At 59.4% G+C, this 17560-nt stretch carries 19 protein-coding genes; 7 read left to right on the top strand and 12 right to left on the bottom strand.

Going from position 1 to position 17560, the window contains the following annotated elements; translation table 11 throughout:
• Positions 1-493: 493 nt before the first annotated feature.
• The gene (locus tag ACSFC5_RS21885; protein WP_440767333.1) at positions 494-1321 is read right to left on the bottom strand and encodes a TrmB family transcriptional regulator; all 828 of its coding nucleotides are present in this window, start codon (positions 1319-1321) and stop codon (positions 494-496) included.
• A gap of 174 nt (positions 1322-1495) precedes the next feature.
• Between ACSFC5_RS21885 and ACSFC5_RS21880 the strand changes: the two genes are divergently transcribed.
• The 3 genes from ACSFC5_RS21880 to ACSFC5_RS21870 all read left to right on the top strand — a co-directional run bounded on the left by ACSFC5_RS21880 (position 1496) and on the right by ACSFC5_RS21870 (position 4896).
• Positions 1496-2152, top strand: a complete 657-nt coding sequence (locus ACSFC5_RS21880) for a small multi-drug export protein (protein WP_440767332.1) — start codon at positions 1496-1498, stop codon at positions 2150-2152.
• A gap of 745 nt (positions 2153-2897) precedes the next feature.
• Positions 2898-3614 (top strand): DUF2270 domain-containing protein, encoded by a 717-nt coding sequence (locus tag ACSFC5_RS21875; RefSeq protein WP_440767331.1) that lies wholly within the window; start codon positions 2898-2900, stop codon positions 3612-3614.
• 571 nt (positions 3615-4185) lie between these two features.
• A complete protein-coding gene (locus ACSFC5_RS21870) occupies positions 4186-4896 on the top strand; it encodes a hypothetical protein (RefSeq protein ID WP_440767330.1) in 711 nt (236 codons plus the stop codon).
• 77 nt (positions 4897-4973) lie between these two features.
• Here the strand turns inward: ACSFC5_RS21870 and ACSFC5_RS21865 are convergent, their stop codons facing one another.
• The 6 genes from ACSFC5_RS21865 to ACSFC5_RS21840 all read right to left on the bottom strand — a co-directional run bounded on the left by ACSFC5_RS21865 (position 4974) and on the right by ACSFC5_RS21840 (position 10255).
• Positions 4974-6443, bottom strand: coding sequence for an NAD-dependent epimerase/dehydratase family protein (locus ACSFC5_RS21865; protein WP_440767329.1), 1470 nt, complete (start codon positions 6441-6443; stop codon positions 4974-4976).
• 184 nt (positions 6444-6627) lie between these two features.
• Complete coding sequence (locus ACSFC5_RS21860; RefSeq protein ID WP_440767328.1) at positions 6628-7803, bottom strand: DegT/DnrJ/EryC1/StrS family aminotransferase; 1176 nt, start codon at positions 7801-7803, stop codon at positions 6628-6630.
• A gap of 149 nt (positions 7804-7952) precedes the next feature.
• The gene (locus tag ACSFC5_RS21855) at positions 7953-8339 is read right to left on the bottom strand and encodes a universal stress protein (RefSeq protein ID WP_440767327.1); all 387 of its coding nucleotides are present in this window, start codon (positions 8337-8339) and stop codon (positions 7953-7955) included.
• 375 nt (positions 8340-8714) lie between these two features.
• A complete protein-coding gene (locus ACSFC5_RS21850; RefSeq protein WP_440767326.1) occupies positions 8715-9026 on the bottom strand; it encodes a DUF7521 family protein in 312 nt (103 codons plus the stop codon).
• Positions 9023-9370 carry an ArsR/SmtB family transcription factor gene (locus ACSFC5_RS21845; protein ID WP_006091105.1) on the bottom strand — a complete coding sequence of 116 codons (348 nt, stop codon included), beginning with the start codon at positions 9368-9370 and terminating at the stop codon, positions 9023-9025. The genes ACSFC5_RS21850 and ACSFC5_RS21845 overlap by 4 nt, the downstream gene beginning before the upstream one ends.
• Positions 9371-9547: 177 nt before the next feature.
• Positions 9548-10255, bottom strand: a complete 708-nt coding sequence (locus ACSFC5_RS21840; protein WP_440767325.1) for an alpha/beta hydrolase family protein — start codon at positions 10253-10255, stop codon at positions 9548-9550.
• Positions 10256-10373: 118 nt separating this feature from the next.
• Here ACSFC5_RS21840 and ACSFC5_RS21835 point away from each other — a divergent pair, with 118 nt between their 5' ends.
• Together ACSFC5_RS21835 and ACSFC5_RS21830 are read left to right on the top strand one after the other, a co-directional pair.
• Entirely contained in the window at positions 10374-10538 is a 165-nt protein-coding gene (locus tag ACSFC5_RS21835; RefSeq protein ID WP_440767324.1) for a hypothetical protein, read from the top strand.
• 75 nt (positions 10539-10613) lie between these two features.
• On the top strand, positions 10614-10736 hold the full coding sequence (locus tag ACSFC5_RS21830) for a hypothetical protein (RefSeq protein WP_440767323.1): 123 nt from the start codon (positions 10614-10616) through the stop codon (positions 10734-10736).
• 14 nt (positions 10737-10750) lie between these two features.
• On the opposite strand, the gene ACSFC5_RS21825 is transcribed toward ACSFC5_RS21830, so the two are convergent.
• Positions 10751-11068, bottom strand: a complete 318-nt coding sequence (locus ACSFC5_RS21825; RefSeq protein WP_440767322.1) for a hypothetical protein — start codon at positions 11066-11068, stop codon at positions 10751-10753.
• Between the two features lie 251 nt (positions 11069-11319).
• Between ACSFC5_RS21825 and ACSFC5_RS21820 the strand changes: the two genes are divergently transcribed.
• Complete coding sequence (locus ACSFC5_RS21820) at positions 11320-11553, top strand: hypothetical protein (protein WP_440767321.1); 234 nt, start codon at positions 11320-11322, stop codon at positions 11551-11553.
• Between the two features lie 44 nt (positions 11554-11597).
• Here ACSFC5_RS21820 and ACSFC5_RS21815 read toward each other — a convergent pair whose 3' ends face one another.
• The 4 genes from ACSFC5_RS21815 to ACSFC5_RS21800 all read right to left on the bottom strand — a co-directional run bounded on the left by ACSFC5_RS21815 (position 11598) and on the right by ACSFC5_RS21800 (position 16112).
• A complete protein-coding gene (locus ACSFC5_RS21815) occupies positions 11598-12692 on the bottom strand; it encodes a tyrosine-type recombinase/integrase (RefSeq protein WP_440767320.1) in 1095 nt (364 codons plus the stop codon).
• A 286-nt stretch (positions 12693-12978) separates the two neighbouring features.
• Positions 12979-13905: an FAD-dependent oxidoreductase gene (locus tag ACSFC5_RS21810; protein WP_440767319.1), complete on the bottom strand. Its 927-nt coding sequence runs from the start codon at positions 13903-13905 to the stop codon at positions 12979-12981.
• Positions 13906-13907: 2 nt separating this feature from the next.
• The gene (locus ACSFC5_RS21805; protein ID WP_440767318.1) at positions 13908-15089 is read right to left on the bottom strand and encodes an ABC transporter substrate-binding protein; all 1182 of its coding nucleotides are present in this window, start codon (positions 15087-15089) and stop codon (positions 13908-13910) included.
• Positions 15090-15152: 63 nt separating this feature from the next.
• Positions 15153-16112 (bottom strand): hypothetical protein, encoded by a 960-nt coding sequence (locus ACSFC5_RS21800; protein ID WP_440767317.1) that lies wholly within the window; start codon positions 16110-16112, stop codon positions 15153-15155.
• Positions 16113-16400: 288 nt separating this feature from the next.
• On the opposite strand from ACSFC5_RS21800, the gene ACSFC5_RS21795 reads away from it, so the two are divergent.
• A complete protein-coding gene (locus ACSFC5_RS21795; RefSeq protein ID WP_440767316.1) occupies positions 16401-17546 on the top strand; it encodes a tyrosine-type recombinase/integrase in 1146 nt (381 codons plus the stop codon).
• Positions 17547-17560 lie beyond the last annotated feature (14 nt).

Raw genomic sequence — 17560 nt, 5'->3', positions numbered from 1 at the left:
ACCTGAACAAGGTCGAACAGCGAGAAAATAGGTAGCCGAATTCGGGCGCTACAGAGTTTCTATCGCCGGTCAGTTAGTCAAATTATCTTCCGGCAGTTGCTCTTTCGTTTCTCGATCGGTAACCGATAACACAGTTTCATAGTCACCTCGGGTACTGAATCGAAGAGTAACCTTGCGGCGACTGACGAACTATTCGAGGGTATCCGCTCACGAGTCTGTCTATTGGCAGGAATCGCTACCCGGTTGATGCTCACGAGAATCAGCGTTCTTGAATCCTCCAGCCGATAGGAGTCGCGTGCTGCACACAGAGCATTAGTGTAGCACGACGACGCTGTTTGTTTCACGCCGATCATGAAGTGCCACTCCACGGGTTCGTGTACCGCACCTAAAAGTCGTTTCCGGGGGCACCTGTGACCGCCATAGAGCTAATTTGGTAGACGTTCTCGAATCGATTTCTGAACAAACCGTTGGATGATCAAATGAGACCATGGGATCACCAGTTCCCAGAGTCACCGATCGAGGTGATGGGCGTAGCTCGCTCCCAGCAGAACTCGAACGATGTCTCGACGGTTCGGACGAACTCTTGATCATCAATCTGGGTCACCCCGAGGATCGAACGAGGATCGAACGGGTCAGCCACGTACACGCAGAGATCGGTTCGATCAATGAGATCGATACTGTTGTACACCTCGTTAGTGATCCGCAGTTCGAACCCCTCGTGATCGGTAATTTCACGAACGGCCACATCTTCGACTGATGCCGACAGTTCGCGGATGAGTCGCCGAGTCAATAGAACCTTAACATTCACACCTTGCTCTAGCGCGTCGACGAACTGATCCACGCTTCCCTCGTGTACTTGGTCGAAACCGAACAGTCCCCCGGCAGCGGTCGTTGCGGTCATCTGCCATTCGTCAGTGGCTTCTTCGACCCGTTCCGACAACATCTGAAAGATTTCGCTCGGCCCACCCATCGCCGTCCAGAATCGACCGTCGATTGGTTTCTTTAATCTTAGGTGCGAAGCGATCTCCGCAGCGATGCTTTCGTATCTCGCTCGTTCGACTGCTAACTCCTCTTTTCGCTCCTCGAGGAGTCGCGCTACCACGATTTTCGGATCGATCGGTCTGTGTATTCGAGGGCGTGTATTCGGCTGTACCCGTACGAGTCCCCGTGACTCGAGACCGTTCAATATGTCGTAAATTCGTCCCTTCGGTACCTCACTTTCCTCGGATATTTCCTCAGCGGTCGCAGTCCGAAGCGTCAACAGTGCTGTGTACGCTCGTTCTTCGTAGCTGGAGAGTCCGAGATCACATAACGAGGTCATAATAATCCTTCTGTTCCACCGGATAAAACGTTCACGACGTTGATTATCGAATCGTCGAATTGGTAGTCAATACCACCATTGCACGTTATACTGGCTCCAATAATCAAAATAAACTGATATAATGTGCCATTTTGTTCGGGAACGGCTTTACGGATACCACTCCGAATCCAACGTATGACCAACGAAACGGGAGATGGTGTTCGTCGACAGCTTTTGCGAATAATACCATGTACGCTATGGGTGATTGGATTGACCATTGGAATACTCCTACTTCTGTCACAGTCTGCCGCCGCTACGGTCGGTACCGAACTCGCCTCGAGTGCCCTATCCGTTCCAGTTCTCGAGACATCCATAGCCGAAACCTTGCGAGATGCGGACGGGATAACGCAATACGCTTTGATTTTCGTGCTGGCGGCAATTCCATGGCTCGAGATAGTCGTCGTAATTCCGATTGGTGTTGCTCTCGGAATAAATCCGTTCGGCGTCGCGTTGTTCGCATTCCTCGGGAACGTACTCCCGATATACGGGATCATCGCGTTCTACGTCCGTCTGAAGGCTGCCCTCGGCTGGGAACAGCCCAATCCGAACTCGAAAACGTCCCGCCGGAAAAATTGGGCAAAGCGTATCTGGAATCGATTCGGACTTCCCGGACTGGCGCTCGCTTCGCCCGTCATTATCGGCGTCCATCTGGCGACTATCATCGCACTCGCTCTACAATCGAAGAAACGAACCGTCGCACTGTGGATGACTGTGTCGGTATTCGTCTGGACAGTAGCGCTGACGGTATCTGCACATTACGGTATCGAATCGATACAGACGATCGTAGGGTAGCGAGAGATTCCTTTGGCTTTATGCTAAACGAACCCGTCGTACTGAACTCAACCGATTACCAAGAATAAATACATTATCTGACAGCAATGAAATCAATTGTTTCTTCGTTACCTGCTTCCCTGTACTGAGCGTTCGGCCTTCCGCGCTGATTGCTCCTCAATCCGTGCCACATTCGCGCCCTGTGTTCAGCACGGCTGTTGAAACCTATTAGCGATTGAGGCTTTCAACAAAGCCTCATATCCACTATCGATAATTCTTTATATACGGTTGCGTTTCGAGGGTTCTAACAGCTGAAATCGGCATCACTGAACCGGAAATACACCCTGTTTTCACGAGAATCCGTCATGGATTTCATCTACTTGAACAAAGTAGAGCAGCGTGATAAGAGGTAGCGCACACCACTACAAGCTGATAGTAGGTACCGGAACTGTCCCCCCACTACGTTTGTGCTGACTGACCAGAGCCGTCAAGAGAGTAGCTAGTATCGTTTTGTGAAATAATGGATATATTGCTCAGTAAAGGTAGTCAGGGATTTGTCTCTCTGGATGTTGTCAGGACTACCCTGGGGAACATCTAAACAAGGCCCAGAAGATACATCCGGCACATCATCGTTATTATTCCGATGGATGTATCTCATGATATAATTTATAGACTGGCACTGAAAGGTATGACAGAGAGAATGATAGTTATCTAACTATATTGAGCACGTAGAGAGCGTTATCCCGGTCGGATGAGTACAATTGACATGGACGAGACAGCCGACCGACTCGACGCTCAAGATGAAGAGGTTGCGACCGATGCCGGCACTGATCGGGAAGAATTCCTTTCGCTCCTCCCGCACTTTTATCGAGGTAGTGTGAGTCAGTCGGTAAGCGCACAGGATCGCCTCGACCGAACAACCGACTGGGCAATCACCCTGATTGCCGCCTTGCTCTCGATCGTGTATTCAAGCGAGGATATGCCAGCGTACCTCTTGTTGATCGGGCTGGTACTACTGGGTATGTTCCTCTTTTTCGAAGTCCGACGCTATCGGTTCTACGATGTGTGGCGGTCTCAAGTCCGGTTCGTCGAGGAGAATATCTTTGCGAACGCCTTCAATCCCGCAAACGCCAAATATCACTCAAATTGGAGAGAAGAGATCAGTGACGATCTCCGTCAGCCGACATTCAAGGTCTCATACCTCGAAGCCTTGTCTCGTCGGGTCCGTCGGGTGTACGCGTTGCTGTTTGTTGTCGTCGGGCTCGCCTGGGTTTCTAAGATCACCCTCTTTAGCCCCGGAACACAGTGGACTGAGGCCGCGGAACTTCCGGGAATCCCTGGCCTGGTCGTCACAACAGCGCTGGCTTTGTTCTATATCGGAGTCTTTTTGATTGCGTTCTGGCCAGGCAAACGCGAGGCGAAAGGAGAGATCCACGACGTTGAGTCCGGCCATTGGAAGGACGCGGAGGATGAACGTCAGTAATCCGTTCAGAGGAAGGCGTTACCGCTGTGGTCGAACTGTAAGTGCAGCACCCAAGAGCGACCACCGAGAGCGAGTGGCCTTTTTTATTGAAGTTTTGCGCAAGGGTGAGCGAAGCGAACCTAACGCGGAAAGAGTTCGCTCCGCATGGGTACTGAGTGAATCAATGGATAGCTGAGTTTCTGCGGTTCACTCATCCGGAAACCGGAAAAGTGCACGCAATCATGTAGTGTAGATTTCTGTGACTCGTACTATGGATTTCATCTACCTGAACAAGGTCGAACAGGGCGAGACCACTGAAAAACGCTGTCGATGGCTTCGTTGCCGAAAACTGATTCAATCGCCGTCCCCATCTCTGATTTCCTGACACTCACTGGCCAATGACAAATACTTGATGGATTCGCTCGAGAATGCGAGCCTATGTCCAAATTCGACCGACAACGGAGCCGACCGTCGATAGCCGCCTGCGTGCGAACCATCTCTACTCCGGTTTCAGTGACGGCAAACCGGTCGATCGGTGAGAACGGGAACGAACAGGGACCGATCTGGAACCCGTTCGAAGGGGTGGATCGGGATGGAAACTGATCCAGAAACTGGAGACGAGGAGTCGGTACAGGCTTCGGTCGAGTTCCGAGACTGTACGCGGATCCAAATTACTGGCACGTACGAGGACGTACTCCTCGGTGTGACCTTCGTCTCTGACGACGAGGAGAAGGGGACGATCGTCGATTCGGTCGGCGGCGTTGACGGTGAACGAACGATCGACTCGACCGTCGAATTCGACCTCCAGCCGGAGTCGACGGTCCTCGAGTACGTCGAACTGTTCGAGAGCGAGGCTGCAATCCCGGGGCTCGGAGACGCACGGGTCGAGAATCCGCAGTTCGAGGACTGTCATCTGGACCGAGTGGACGGCGAAAACGGTGGCTCGAGGTCGTCGCCGTCTGCGGAGTTCGTCGACTGCGAGACGGTTCGGGTCACCGAACCCGCAGCCGAGGTGCTCCTTTCGTTGTTCTGGTGGGACGAGCGGGGGCAGCTCGGAACGATCACCGAACCGGTCGGTAGTGTCGAAGACGAGCGAACGATTTCGGCGACGACGGAGTTCGGAACGTTCGCCTACGGCCCGGTTATCTCGGGAATCGAACTCTTCGACGCCGGAACGCCGACGGTTCCGGGTGGCGGGGACGTGTCGGTCCGGAATCCGGATGCCGAGTCGTGCGCGACGTCGATCCGTGAGGCGTACGACGGGCCCGACGAACTGGACGAGAGTCCACCCGAGCGTTCCTGATCGGGTTCGAGACGGAAATTCGATTGCACGGGCTGTCGGCGTCGAGGATGGTCGATTATGCGATTGAACAGTCAGAACTACACTTCTTTCGAGGAAAGCGTCTCACGCGTCTGTTCACGCGAGACCGGGTCGTGACTGTCGAGGATAGCGGCCGCGTTCTCGTAGCTCGGCGCCCGTTCGAGCGTCTCGTAGTTGTTGTATCTGGTCGCCGTATAATCGGTGTACGCGTTGGACGTGAACCGCTCGCTCAACTCGAGACAGTGGTCGCGAACCGTCCGTTCGGGCTCGAATCCCAGTTCCGTCCGGATCTTCTCGAACTCCACGCGATAGCTCCGTTCGTCGGTGAGTTCGTCGTGGTACTCGATCGAAGCGTCGGGGAAGCAGTCGGCGACGATGGTCGCGAGTTCGTCGATCCGGTAGTTCTGCTGGTTCGACCCGACGTTGTACACGGTGTCGGCAACGTCGTCGATCGGCGCGGTTAGACAGTCGACGTACGCTCGAGCGGCGTCGGCGACGTGGACGTTCGGTCGGTACTGGTCGCCCCCGAACACCGGGATCGTTCCCTCAGCGTGGGCCTTGGCCGGCAGAATGTTTCCGACGAGATCGAATCGCATTCGTGGAGACTGTCCGTAGATCGTCGCCATCCGGAGAATCGTCGGGGAGAAGTGGTCGTCGGCGAGGTCGTGGAGTACGCGCTCGGACTGAATCTTCAGCCGAGCGTACAGCGAGACCGGATTTCGGGGCGATTCTTCGGAAAGCGGCTCGGCTTCGGTTTCAGAACGCCCGTAAACGCTGCAGGTCGAGGCGAAGACGAAGCGGTTGATTCCGTGGTACTTACAGATCGACGCCAGCAGCTGCGTCGAGTGGAAGTTGTACTCGAGCGTCTTCTCCGGATCGATCTCGGAAGCGGGATCGCCGACGATGCCGCCGAGGTGGACGACGGCGTCGACCCCGTCGATCGCCTCGAGAACGGTATCGATCGATCGGGCATCGCCTCGATAGAAGGTGAACCGATCGTCGTCGCGGAGCGCACTGATGCCCGCGTCGCCGTACATCAACGGATCGAGCACGCGAACGTCGAACCCGTCCTCGAGGAGTTGCCGACAGAGCACCGAACCGAGATATCCTGCTCCCCCGACGACGAGAACCGTGTCGACGGCGCTCGAATTCGGCTCGACTTCTCGGGTCACGTCGTCGATCAACTCGATCGCCGTGACGTCGGTGACTCGCTCGTCGCCGTCGACCACGGGCGCGATGGTCGTCTGTTGTGCTCGATCGTTGCTCTCGAGAATCTCCGGTGCCCCGTCCACTGTTCGGATACTCCCGCTCGTATCGACGACGATGGGGTCCTCGTTCACCACGTCCGAAACCGGCGTATCTGGTGTAACCCCGTCGAATAGTTTTTGTCTGAGTCGCTCGTCGGTCGCGGTCCCAACGAGTTGGTTCTCGTCGTCGACGACAACGATACCTCCTGCTTCGGATCGATCGATCCGTGACAGTGCGGTCCGGATCGACATCCGCGAATCGGCTGTGACTGGCCATCTCATGATTACGTATCGACTCCAACTGCCGCTACTGTCGGCTCGGTACCGACGCCGACGCGGCCTATTCACTCAACCCAGAGCGTTCCCCTTTGTTATGGGTCGGTTGGATTGATAGTCAGCTAACATTGATAGAGAATTGTCGTGACGTTCGGCGGGTTTCATCGACTTCAGGGGCTTTGAAAAAATATCAATTCTGCATTGTGTTCGACTGGCCCGTGTTCGTAGCCCTGTCACGTTCGATAGCGTCTCTGACGCCAGCGACGATCCGATCGATCGCGCCGTCGCGTAGTCCCGGGTGGATCGGAAGCGAGAGGACGCGTCCCGAAATCTCTTCTGTGACGGGAAGCGCACCCGGTTCGTAGCCGTACTCGTCACGGTACGCTTGCGTGAGGTGGACGCTCGGATCCCAGTACACCTTCGACGCAATCTCTCGCCGGGTTAGGGTGTCGATAACGGCGTCTCGGTCGACCCGTTCGTCGAGCGTGACGGTGTACAGCTGGTAGACGTGGCGTCCGCGACCGGCGGCCGTGTGGGGATCGACACCGTCGACAGCAGCGAGACCGTCGGACAGGCGCGACGCCACGCGTCGGCGGTTGAAGATGTGATCTTCGACTTTCCCGAGCTGTGCACAGCCGATACTCGCCACCAGATCCGACATTCGAACGTTCGTGCCGACGCCCGTGTACTCGCCGCTGTCGGGAGAGTCGAAGTACTTCGACGACGCGCGACCGTGCGAACGGTACCGCTCGAGGCGGCGAGCGAGTTCGTCGTCGTCGGTGACGATGGCTCCGCCCTCGCCCGTCGGCAGAATCTTGTTTTGGCAGAAACTGAGTATCGCCGCGTCGCCGATCGTTCCGAGCGTGCGGCCGCGATAATCGGCACCGAACGATTCAGCGACGTCCTCGATCAGCGGAACGCCCGCGTCCGCGGCGATCGTTTCGAGGGCACCGATATCGCAGGGGGCACCGTAGGGATGGATCGGGAGAATCGCCGCCGTGTCGTTGGTTACCCGTGTCTCGACGCGTTCGGGATCGAGACCGTACGTTTCCCGCTCGATATCGGCGAACACCGGCGTGGCGCCGACGAGTCGAACGGCGTTTGCGGTCGCGATAAAGGTAAACGAGGGGACGATCACTTCGTCACCCTCGCCGATACCGTATGCCGTCAGCGCGGCGACCAGGGCAGACGTCCCCGAGTTGACGGTCACCGCGTGTTCGACCCCCAGATACTCCTCGAGTCCGTCCTCGAACTCCTCGACGAACGGCCCGTTCGCCCAGTACGAACCCCGCGTAATGGAGTCGACGGCGTTCGCGACGTCGTCTTCGTCCCAGGGGATTTCGAACAACGGAATCTCCTCACTCATCGATCGGCGATTCGTGGGACTGCCGATTAAGTAGCCGTCCGCTACCGACGAAGAAGGTCATCGTTTCGACGCTTGCAGTTTCCTGCACAGTCGTTATGAATGCGATCGGCTCGAGTTCCCGGGAGAGATGCCGGCAGCGGCAACCCTCGTTACGCGTCCGGGACTGGCACGACGACGACCGGGAGCGACGCCATCTCGAGCAACTGCCTCGCAGTCGACCCGACGGACGTCGACTCGTCCGCGAGCCCGTCGTGAGCGGCGATCAGTATCTCGTCCGCGTCGACGGCCGTCGCGGTCTCGAGAAGCGTCCGGGCGGGGTCGTCGCCGGTTCGTAGCTCCGTTCCAACGTCGTCGAGTGCAGCCAACCTGACGGGAGCGACGTTCAACGCCTCCTGTGCGTCACGCCGTACCGTCGCGTCGTCCGACGGTGCGACGGCGACGACCGTGGCGTCATCGTCGCTCGTCGCGCGCTCGTCGAGGTAGTCGCAGATCGCGGCCGTCGTGTGCACGGACGCCGTGCCGACGAGATAGTGCATATCGAATCCTCGAGGAGCGGTACAAAGAACGTGTTGACACGCCGTCTCGATCGCAGCCAGTTCGAACGCGGCGCGACCGGGTCGGTCCGTCGCGGGGATTTTCCGACTCAGAAAATCCGCTCGTACCACTATTACGTGCTAGTCGAAAGGAGGGAGTGGGAGGGGTCCTCCCTCCGAACGGCGTGTGTCGTCAGAACCGATCATCCCCACGGTGGCACTCCACTGACGAACTGCTGTCCCCGACGGACGGCCACTCGCCGACCCCCAGTCGTCCGTGCAGTCTCCCCGATGAAGCAGTCCCCGCCTTCGCTTCGGCCCGACGAACCCGACACTCGTCTCAGTTTTGCGGTCAGTAAGATCCGACGTGCCGTCAACTCAGTGCTGGCCGTACAGCGAGTACATGATCGCGACCAGTCCGAGAAGTCGACTCACGTTCTCGAGAAACACCGTCACGACCTGCCCCGGGCTGGCGACCGTCGTGACGGTCACGTTGACCAGGAACGGACAGAGCGTCAGAAGGAGCAATCCGGCGGCGAGATAGAGCATCGATCCTGCATCGTTACGACGGTACCCTCGGTAGGCCTGGTAGGCGATAACTGTCCCGAACAGCGCGACGAGAAAGAGCGTCGCTACGGTCAGGAGTTCGAACAACGGTGCTTCGTCGATCCGGACGATGTCCTGGCTCATCGCATCCCCTCCCACAGACGGGTGAACTTGTCGGCGACGTCTTCCTCGCGGTACGTTACCTCGAGTTCGAACGAGCCGTCCTCGAGGGAGAGCTCGAGATGTTCGAGGTTCGCGCTGTAGACGCTGTAGTGGTTTCCGTCGGGTGCGAGCTCCGTCTCTTCGGTGACAAGCTGGCACTCCTCGAGGCGGTCGAGTCGCCGATAAATCGTCGGTAAGGACGCATCACACCGGTCACTCAGGGTACTGGCAGACATGGGTTCGATGCTCGTATGGGTGAGGATTTTGCGTGCGTACTCGTCGTCGAGCACCGCGAGCACTGTCGACAGATCAGTATCCTCACTCACTGCTACCTGTTCGTTCCGGCAACGCTATGAAAAACGGTCCGGTTTTTCTGACCGAGAAAATCCGGTCTCGGGACCGATCGACTGCGATTTCGGACCCGCTGTCGATACTGGATAGTTGGCTCGAGCGGGCGAGTAGAACGATATACCGACATGTGATTTACTATGGCGAAGTGATCACTACGTCTCGAGCCAGTGAAACGTCCGTTCGAGCAGGCGTTCTTCCGCCGCGGACGAGAACAGGTGGCCTTCCGCCGCGAACGTCTCGAGAAGAACATCGGTCTCGAACTGCGAGGCCGCCTCGAAGCTGTGAGCCACGTCGACGGAGTCGTCCTGCGTGCCGTGAAAGATCGCGACCGGGACGGCGAGCGAACGTTCGACGGTATCAAAGCTGTACCGGGCGAAATCGTCGAAGAATCGACGATCGATTCGATCGCCAGTCTTGAACCGATACTCGCCCTCGCGCTCGACGGCCGTTCGGTACTCGTCGAAGGCGCGGTTGTACGTCACGGGTGCTCGGGCGACGACTGCACCGACTCGAACGTCACGCACGGCGGCGTGGAACGCGACCTTGGCGCCGAAACTCGAGCCGAACAGCGCGTACGAGGCCGGATCGAACTGGCCGACGACGGCCGCCAGATCCGCGAGCTTCGAACTGAGCGTCTGGTCGACGAACGCGCCGTCGGAGTCGCCACAGCCGCGAAAGTCGAACCGAACGGCGTTGTACCCCCGTTCGACCGCTCGACGACAGCGTCGCTCGTAACTCCCCGATTTGTCGCTCAGAAAGCCGTGACAGAACACCAGCCAGTCGTCTCCGGGCGCCTCGTGATGGACGGCAGCGACGGACTCGCCGTCATCGACCGGGATCCGGTGATCGGTTTCGGCCATTGTGCGTCCCCTCGAGGCTCGCGACCGTAGGCGTTGTCGTTTGTGGCCAATCGCGAACCCGACCGTGGCTTCCATCGCTGGCACGTCGTTTACACACCGGCGCGGCGACTCCCTCGCTATGACCCGCACGACCTACCGATGTCCCTGCGGTGCACTGGTAAAATTTGCGCAGGATCTCGAGAAGGAGTCCGGGATCGCGACGCGGAACTGGAAGTGTACGGACTGCGGGACGCCAGTTCCGGGACAGATCGCCGAGAAGGTTAGCCACCAGCATCCATCCTGACAGTCGTCGACGCTCCGAGCGACGGATTAGGGTACTGATTCGTCGGGGTACACGATAGATCGCAATCGTAGGCGCGTGCTCGAACTGACGGAACTGGCCGCAGTCGGCTCGACGGCCCTACTTGCCGGCTGTGCCGACGAGGGTCCCGGAGACGAGGAGCCGGACGGCGAGGGAACGGACGAGAGCGGCGACGACTGAGGCGCCGGCGAGTCCTACCGGGTATCGGTCTCGAGTTCGGACTCGAGCGCGAGCTTCCGGCGTCGTGCGTATCGCCACTGCACGTATCCGTAGTACACCATCGAGAGGCCGGTGAAGACGCCGAGCGCGACGGTCGAGAGTAGTAACGCGACCACCGGTTCGATCGGCGTCTCGAGAGGACGGGAGAGGAACTGCTCGAGCGCTTGCCGTTGAGCCGTCGAGAGACCCACGACGAAGACGTACCACGCGAACGAGAGCGTGCTCGCGGCCCAGAGAACGAGACAGGTCGCGGAGACGACCCAGCTTCGTCGCTGGAGCGTCGCGTTACCCATCCTCCCCTCTCCTCGATCGAACGTCGAGACTCGACTTCGGAATGTGCATCAGTACTCGTGACCGCCCTTGCGTGAACACGAACGGCCGAATCGCTATCCCTCGTAGCCTGTGTTTGGCCGCGAGTTATACTGGTAGCCGGCCGACTTGCGAGTGTGCAGGTACGTCGATTTGCTCGAAAAGAAGAACAGAAACAAACTCGAGAGCAGTCACGTGCACAGGTAGTTGTATCGGCAGGACGTACCGCGCGAGTATGACCGACGAGCAACGTCAGGGCGATGGCGGTCCGGATGGATCCGGAACTCCCGAGCGAGAGAGACTGGCACCGCCCGGTTCGCCGGGCGGAGCCGCAGCCGCGTCCTCCGTACTGTGGGGTGCCATCGCGTTCCTTCACGTAGAATCGATCGCTATCGGATTGTTGGTGTTTCTGGCAGTTCTCACGTCGCTCGAAGCGATAGCCGGGTTCGCGACCGAACGCGCCGACTGAAGACGGACCGCATCCGAGCAAGACGCGCCGGAGCGAACGGGCGATTACTCGTCATCGAACACCGCAGTATTGTCCGCCCCCAGCTCGCTCGCTTCGATATGGGAGTACATCGTCGACGTCGTCTTCGGATCGGCGTGACGAAGCGTTCGCTGAGCCCGCTGTGCGCCGTGTTCCCGGTACAGCGTTTCGCCGACCCCCCGTCGAGCGCCGTGCAGGGTCAGATACTCGCCGTCCTCGAGTCCGGGTACGTCGGCCTCGTCCGACAGTCGTTTCAACAGCGTTCGTGTTCCCGAGACGGTCATCGACGGCGGTTCGATCGCGTTCTCGAGAACGAACGCCCAGGGGTCAGCGTCGGGGACGTCGAATCCCGCGTTTCGAATACGCTCGTACAACGAGGGAGGATGTCTCGAGGGGAACACCGGCCACGACTCGCTCGGTGGATCAACAAGCGACCGAAGCCGGCGAAGTGGATCGATCGTCTGGCCCGTCAGTCCGACTTCCTCCCGATCCTGGCTCTTGCCGAAGACCTGGATCACCCCGTTCTCGAGATCCACGTCGGACCACCGTAGGCCGTTTCGACGGTCGTGGCGCGAATCGGACACCACCTCCGACCCCCGGACGCCCGTGTACGCGAGGACGGTGATCAGTGCGCGGTCACGAACTGCTTCGAGGGCGTCGCTGCCGCGTTCGTCGACCGTCGCACGAGCGCGTTCGTCGACGTACTCGACGATAGCCGCCCGCTGTTCGGGGTGCCAGAACTGCTGATCGCCGCTGTCGGTCGTCGCCGCCGGAAGCGGTTTTCTCGCCTCGCGTTTCTCAGCCGGGTTCGCCGCGAGGACGCCCACTTCGACGGATCGGGACAACAGCGCCGAGACGTAGTTGTAGTACGTTTGTGCAGTTGAGGCGCTAATCGCATCGGCGTCTACCCGACGCTTGAGGTGTGACGCGTAGTTGCGCATCGTCAGCGTCGAGACGTCCGCGAGCGTGTCGACGTCCCGGTCGGCACACCACTCGATCCAGTTCTCGAGACTGTACTCGAGGTTCTGTGCGTAGTTGCCGTCGCGTTCGGCGACGAACTCCGCTTTCGCGTTCTCGAGGGGCATTTCCCCGGCCGAACCTCCGGATTTGGTGTCTTCCATCGACTTAGCTTCGGAGACGGCGGCAACCCCCCTAAATCCACCGTACATTATTGGGCTAATGTATTATGCACTCACGAACCAAGTTGAATGGCGGTATCAGTTCTTGACTGTGCAATATTCGTGGATATTGGCCTGCTTGTCGAAGGACGTAAATCCTATGATGGTATATCAACTCGCAATCGTTTTGGAACCCACAACCTCGGAGGATGGTATTGATGCGTGCCTTTTGCTCGCTCGTCTAGGTGTAGAATTAAAATTGATCGGAGAGTCAGGCTCAGACAGGTACTTAATCGTCTGCTTCAGCAGAGTTCTGATCTGCCTGCAATTCTTGCGCGCGGGCGATGATCCGGTTGTCGTCGATATGGTCTAGTAACCGCTCTTGACCCAGGGCGGCCCGCTCGTCGATCTCCTCGTTCGAGAGCACTGTGTCGAACTGTCGGTCAAGTTCGCGCTCGCGGAGGGAGCGCCAAGTTTCGTCATCCAAGCCGTGGTCTGCCGGCCGCTGCTCATCAAGCCACTCCCGCCAGCGGTCACGTTTCGCCCACTCACCGGTTCGTTCTGCTTTGCGGATCATCCAGTCGGTCGTCTCGGCAATGTCGTCGGGGTAGCCACGTTCCCGACGGACATCCGTGAGCACGCGTAAGGCGACGCGCGACCCTCGTCCGGCTGCCGTGATGGCTTGCTGGCTGGCTTCTTCGGACGGCGAGGCAATATATAGCCCCTCAAAGGGCGTCTCGCCGTCTATTTCGGCGTACTCTCGGTCGAAGATTTCGTTTTCCTCACCGTCTTCCTCGACGGTCGTGAACATCGCGTCGTCACCGAGCGGTCGCATGTATTCGCCATCGTACCGTGTCGCGGCGACAACCCGACGAGCAGTGACCGGGTCGCCCTCTTGCGGGTTGACCACGAATCCGTTGCCGTCTCCCGTGCGCGTAACCGATTCGATAAGGTCCGAAACGAGTTCGCACCCGGCTTCCTCGGCGTGGTCGTGCATCAGCCCGTAGAACATCTCGATACCGATTCCCTTCGGGAACCCAAGGTAGTTCTCCAGGTAGGCACACCGCTGGATCGAGGAGTTTCCGCGGTCGAATATCACCGTGTCGAGGCCGTACCTAGCGGTGAACAGACCGACCGAACAACCTGCTGGCCCTCCGCCAACGACGACCACGTTATAGTCGTATTCGCGTTCCGTCCCGGGTTCCGTGCTGGCCATTTTCAGATGTCGCCGTTGATGATGTCCGCGACGCGCTGGCGGTCAAACAGGTGCTCTTCCTCCGGGATCTCTTTCACCGTTGAATACGTTTCCCACATCAACTCACCAAGTTGTTCAGGGTACAGTTGTTTCGCGACGACCTCATGGATGAACAGGCTTTGAACTGGGCCGTGTTCAATCGAACCTCCTGCGTAGACTTGCCTGTCTTGAACCGCGCTAAGCTGACTTCCAACAGGGTGTTCCGCCATTTCGTCAATGAACGCTTGGAAACTCTCGTAGCCTTGGAAGTCGTGGACACCCATCCCCGACTTGATAACAATAATGTCGGGGTCAACCTCCAGAATCCCCTCGTAGTCCGTATCGTAGACATCCACCCCCTCGGGATACTCCCCCGCGAAGGCGTCTTCGACGCCGATGTTACGGAGGACCTCGCCTTGGTAGCCGGGGAGCGCGGGTTTCCAAACGTTGAACGTCTCCTCGGCCGGGTTTGCGTTCATATAGCCTATCGTGAGCGGTTCGTCGGGCGTCTCGTTCTGGATCTGAGCCACCAAGTCGTCGTAGATCGTTTTGAGTGGGTCGAAACGCTCCTCTTCCACCTGGAATATCTCAGCGGCCTTCCCGAGACACTCGTACAGCGTGTAGAATGGATATTCTTCGTGTTTGTCCGGCCACGGTCTGCGAGCGTACGATGCCTGCATCGGGGCGACGTTGTCCTCGATTTCGGCGATGTCGCCGTCGTCCCAATCACTGTAACTCTTCGCGATGTTATTATCCATCAGGATGACATCAGGGTCGACCTCGTAGAACCGCTCTTTCAGGAACTTCCAGTCCTCGCTGACTAACCTGCTTACTTTGTCGGTGTCGAACTCAACACCGGGGAGTGCATCGTAGAAGTACGTAGGATAGTAACTTGGTGCCGATAGGCCCACTGGCTCATTGCCTGTGAGAATAAATCCAATTTCTCCCCATGCTGCTTGGTACGCAACGAACGTCTCTGGAACGCTTTCGTAGGTGGTACAGCCGTTCGGTTCCATACAGACCTCGTAGGACTGGGCTTCCGCCGACGTCCCCTCTCCCTGCCCACCAGTACAGCCGGCGAACAGCCCGCCGCCGACGACCGCCCCGCCGTACTTCATGTAGTCTCGCCGCGTCGGTGCCTCGTGTCTCGCGTCGTCTCTCGACATACGATTTAGGCTCGCCTAAACAGTCTAAAGCCTTCCGAATTTTAGGCCAGCCTAACCGCTCGGTCAGCGCGGTGCGCCACAGCGCGGACACATTGGTGGCCCGTCTTCCGGAATCGAAAGTCCACAGTGCGGACACTCGTCGCCATCGGGCGTCATCATCGCGTCGACTACCTCCTCGGTTCCGCTCCGAAGCGAGTCGAGTGTCCCGACGCTACCAGTTCGATCAACAGATGATTCGGTCTCTGCGGCCCTGAGAACGGCCAGCCGCGAGCGGACGAACTCGGCTGCCTCGTCCGTCTCGGCCTCGATCTCGCTGGGTGCAGTTATGCCCTCACCATCGACGGACTCTAGCAGTCCCAGCGCTCCGGCGGCCTGGCCGCGAATGTACGGGTTATCGTCTGCATCCGAAAGCCGAGTTACGAGTGCGTCACGACCGTCCACAAGCTTTCCGGGGTGCTCACAGCCGACCGCCGTCAGCGCTGTACAGAGGTGATACCGGACGAGGTCGCCGGTCTCCGTCGCGGCGGAGACGATTCCCTCGACGGCCGTTGCACTCACATCGCCCGTCTCGGAGGTTATCTGCAAATTCCCTACGGCGTTCTCCACCTCGAGATCTCCCGCTTTCGAGTCGATCCGTCGAACCTCGAGTCGGTCTGGAACGGTGACCGAGAGATCGAGCACCGGATCGGGCCGGAGCCCGAAGACGGTCCGCGCATCGTCTCGATCGACCGAAATATCGAGGATATCGTCGTCGATCACCGTCGCCAGGCCGATCGACTCGAGATCGTCGCGGCTGACGGCTGCCTTCTGGCCCTCGATGTCGATCGCGTCGGTCGAGGCCGTGTGAACGTCGACGTCGCTCAGCGTCGTCGAGACCGTTACCGCCCGCAGTTCGTCAGTGGTGTGTGTCTTCGTTACCGTTTGCTCGACGTCTCGGCTCCTCGAGAGACAGCCGGCGACGCCACAGAGGACCCCGCCGCCGGCGCCAGCCAGCACGGAACGCCGTGACGACTGACGTGTCATAGGGTGACGTACCCCGTCAGGGGCCATAATGGCGACCGTCACGAGGAGCGAGAGTCCGTTCGGACCGATAGTTCGCTCGATTGATCTCGTTTCTTTCCGGAGGCGTGAGACCGAAACACAGATTTAGGGTGGTGGACCAGTACCGTACGAACAGATGATTCGCGGCGTCGGTTCGACCGGCTGCGCTCGCCGTGTCCTCGGCAACCGCGAGCGAACGGCGTCCCGAAACGCTATGACTCAGATACAACGCTCACGTATCGAGCCGTTCGTCGAGCGGGTGGTCGAACCGTGAGCAACGCCGACGGCGTCACCGTCGTCGACGCGGTCGACGCCTACCTCCAGCGGAAGGCCGTCGGCGACCCCGACGGTCCCGGTGCCGGAACCTACGCGTCGAACGCCGAATCGATTCTGCGGCGCTGGGCCGACTGGCTCGAGACCGAGCACGGCGTCGTCTCGCTTTTCGCCCTCGAGACCGAGCAGATGCGGGCGTACGCCGTCGAGTTGCGATCCCGGGCCGACCGCGGGGAGTACGCGGCGTCGACCGCCGGCACCTACTACGCGGTCGTCCGAGCGTTTCTCTCGTGGTGCGTCCGCGGTGGCATTCTGGAGTCGAATCCGGCCGCGGCCGACGTCGCCGAGTCGGCCCTCCCCTCCGGAGACGATCGATCCACCGACGAGTTCTGGAACTCCAGCCAGCGCCGACGCCTCCGAACGCACGTCCGCGACCGCGCGCTCGAGGCTTCGACGGGCGACCTCGACCGGGACGAACGCTGCAGCCGACTGCGGGAGTACGCGATGGTCGCCCTCCTGGCTCACTCCGGGGTACGCGGCTCCGAACTGTTTCGCGTCCCCGACGACGAACGGCGGACGGGGGCGACCTGGGACGACGTCGACTTCTATACGGGAACGATCCGCGTCCTCGGGAAATCGCAACGACTCGAGGACGTGCCGCTGCCGGCACCCGCCCGGACGCCGCTGCGACGCTACCGCGTCGTCCTCGATCCGCCGTCGAACGACTGGCCGCTGTTTCCGACGCGTCACGCGCCCTCGATCGCTCGCCGCGTCAAGAGCGTGCTGGCGGATCGGGGTCACACCGAGTCCGAGATCGACGCGCTGCTCGCGGAGACGACGGCGAACCAACTCGCTCGAGAACGGTCGATCGCGCCGCCGACGATCACCACCGAAGGTGCCCGATCGGTTCTGAAGCGTCTCTGTAAGGACGCGAACGTCGACATCGACGGCGACTACCTGACGCCGCGGGGAGTCCGAGAGACGGCCGGCGACGACAGCGACCGGTACAGACGGGAAGCGACGGCATCAAAGCCCGCGCTCCGCGCGTCAGTCCTCGAGCGAACCATCGCCGTCCCGGAGTCACGGCCCACGATCATCGACGTCGACTCGAGCGAGCGGGACGAGCGATCGGATCGAGACTGAGACGGCGTCGGCGA

This window comes from Natronorubrum marinum (assembly GCF_052040125.1).
Taxonomy (GTDB): domain Archaea; phylum Halobacteriota; class Halobacteria; order Halobacteriales; family Natrialbaceae; genus Natronorubrum.
The sequence above is the reverse complement of the archived record's forward strand: the minus strand, read 5'-3'. Positions and strand labels throughout refer to the sequence as shown.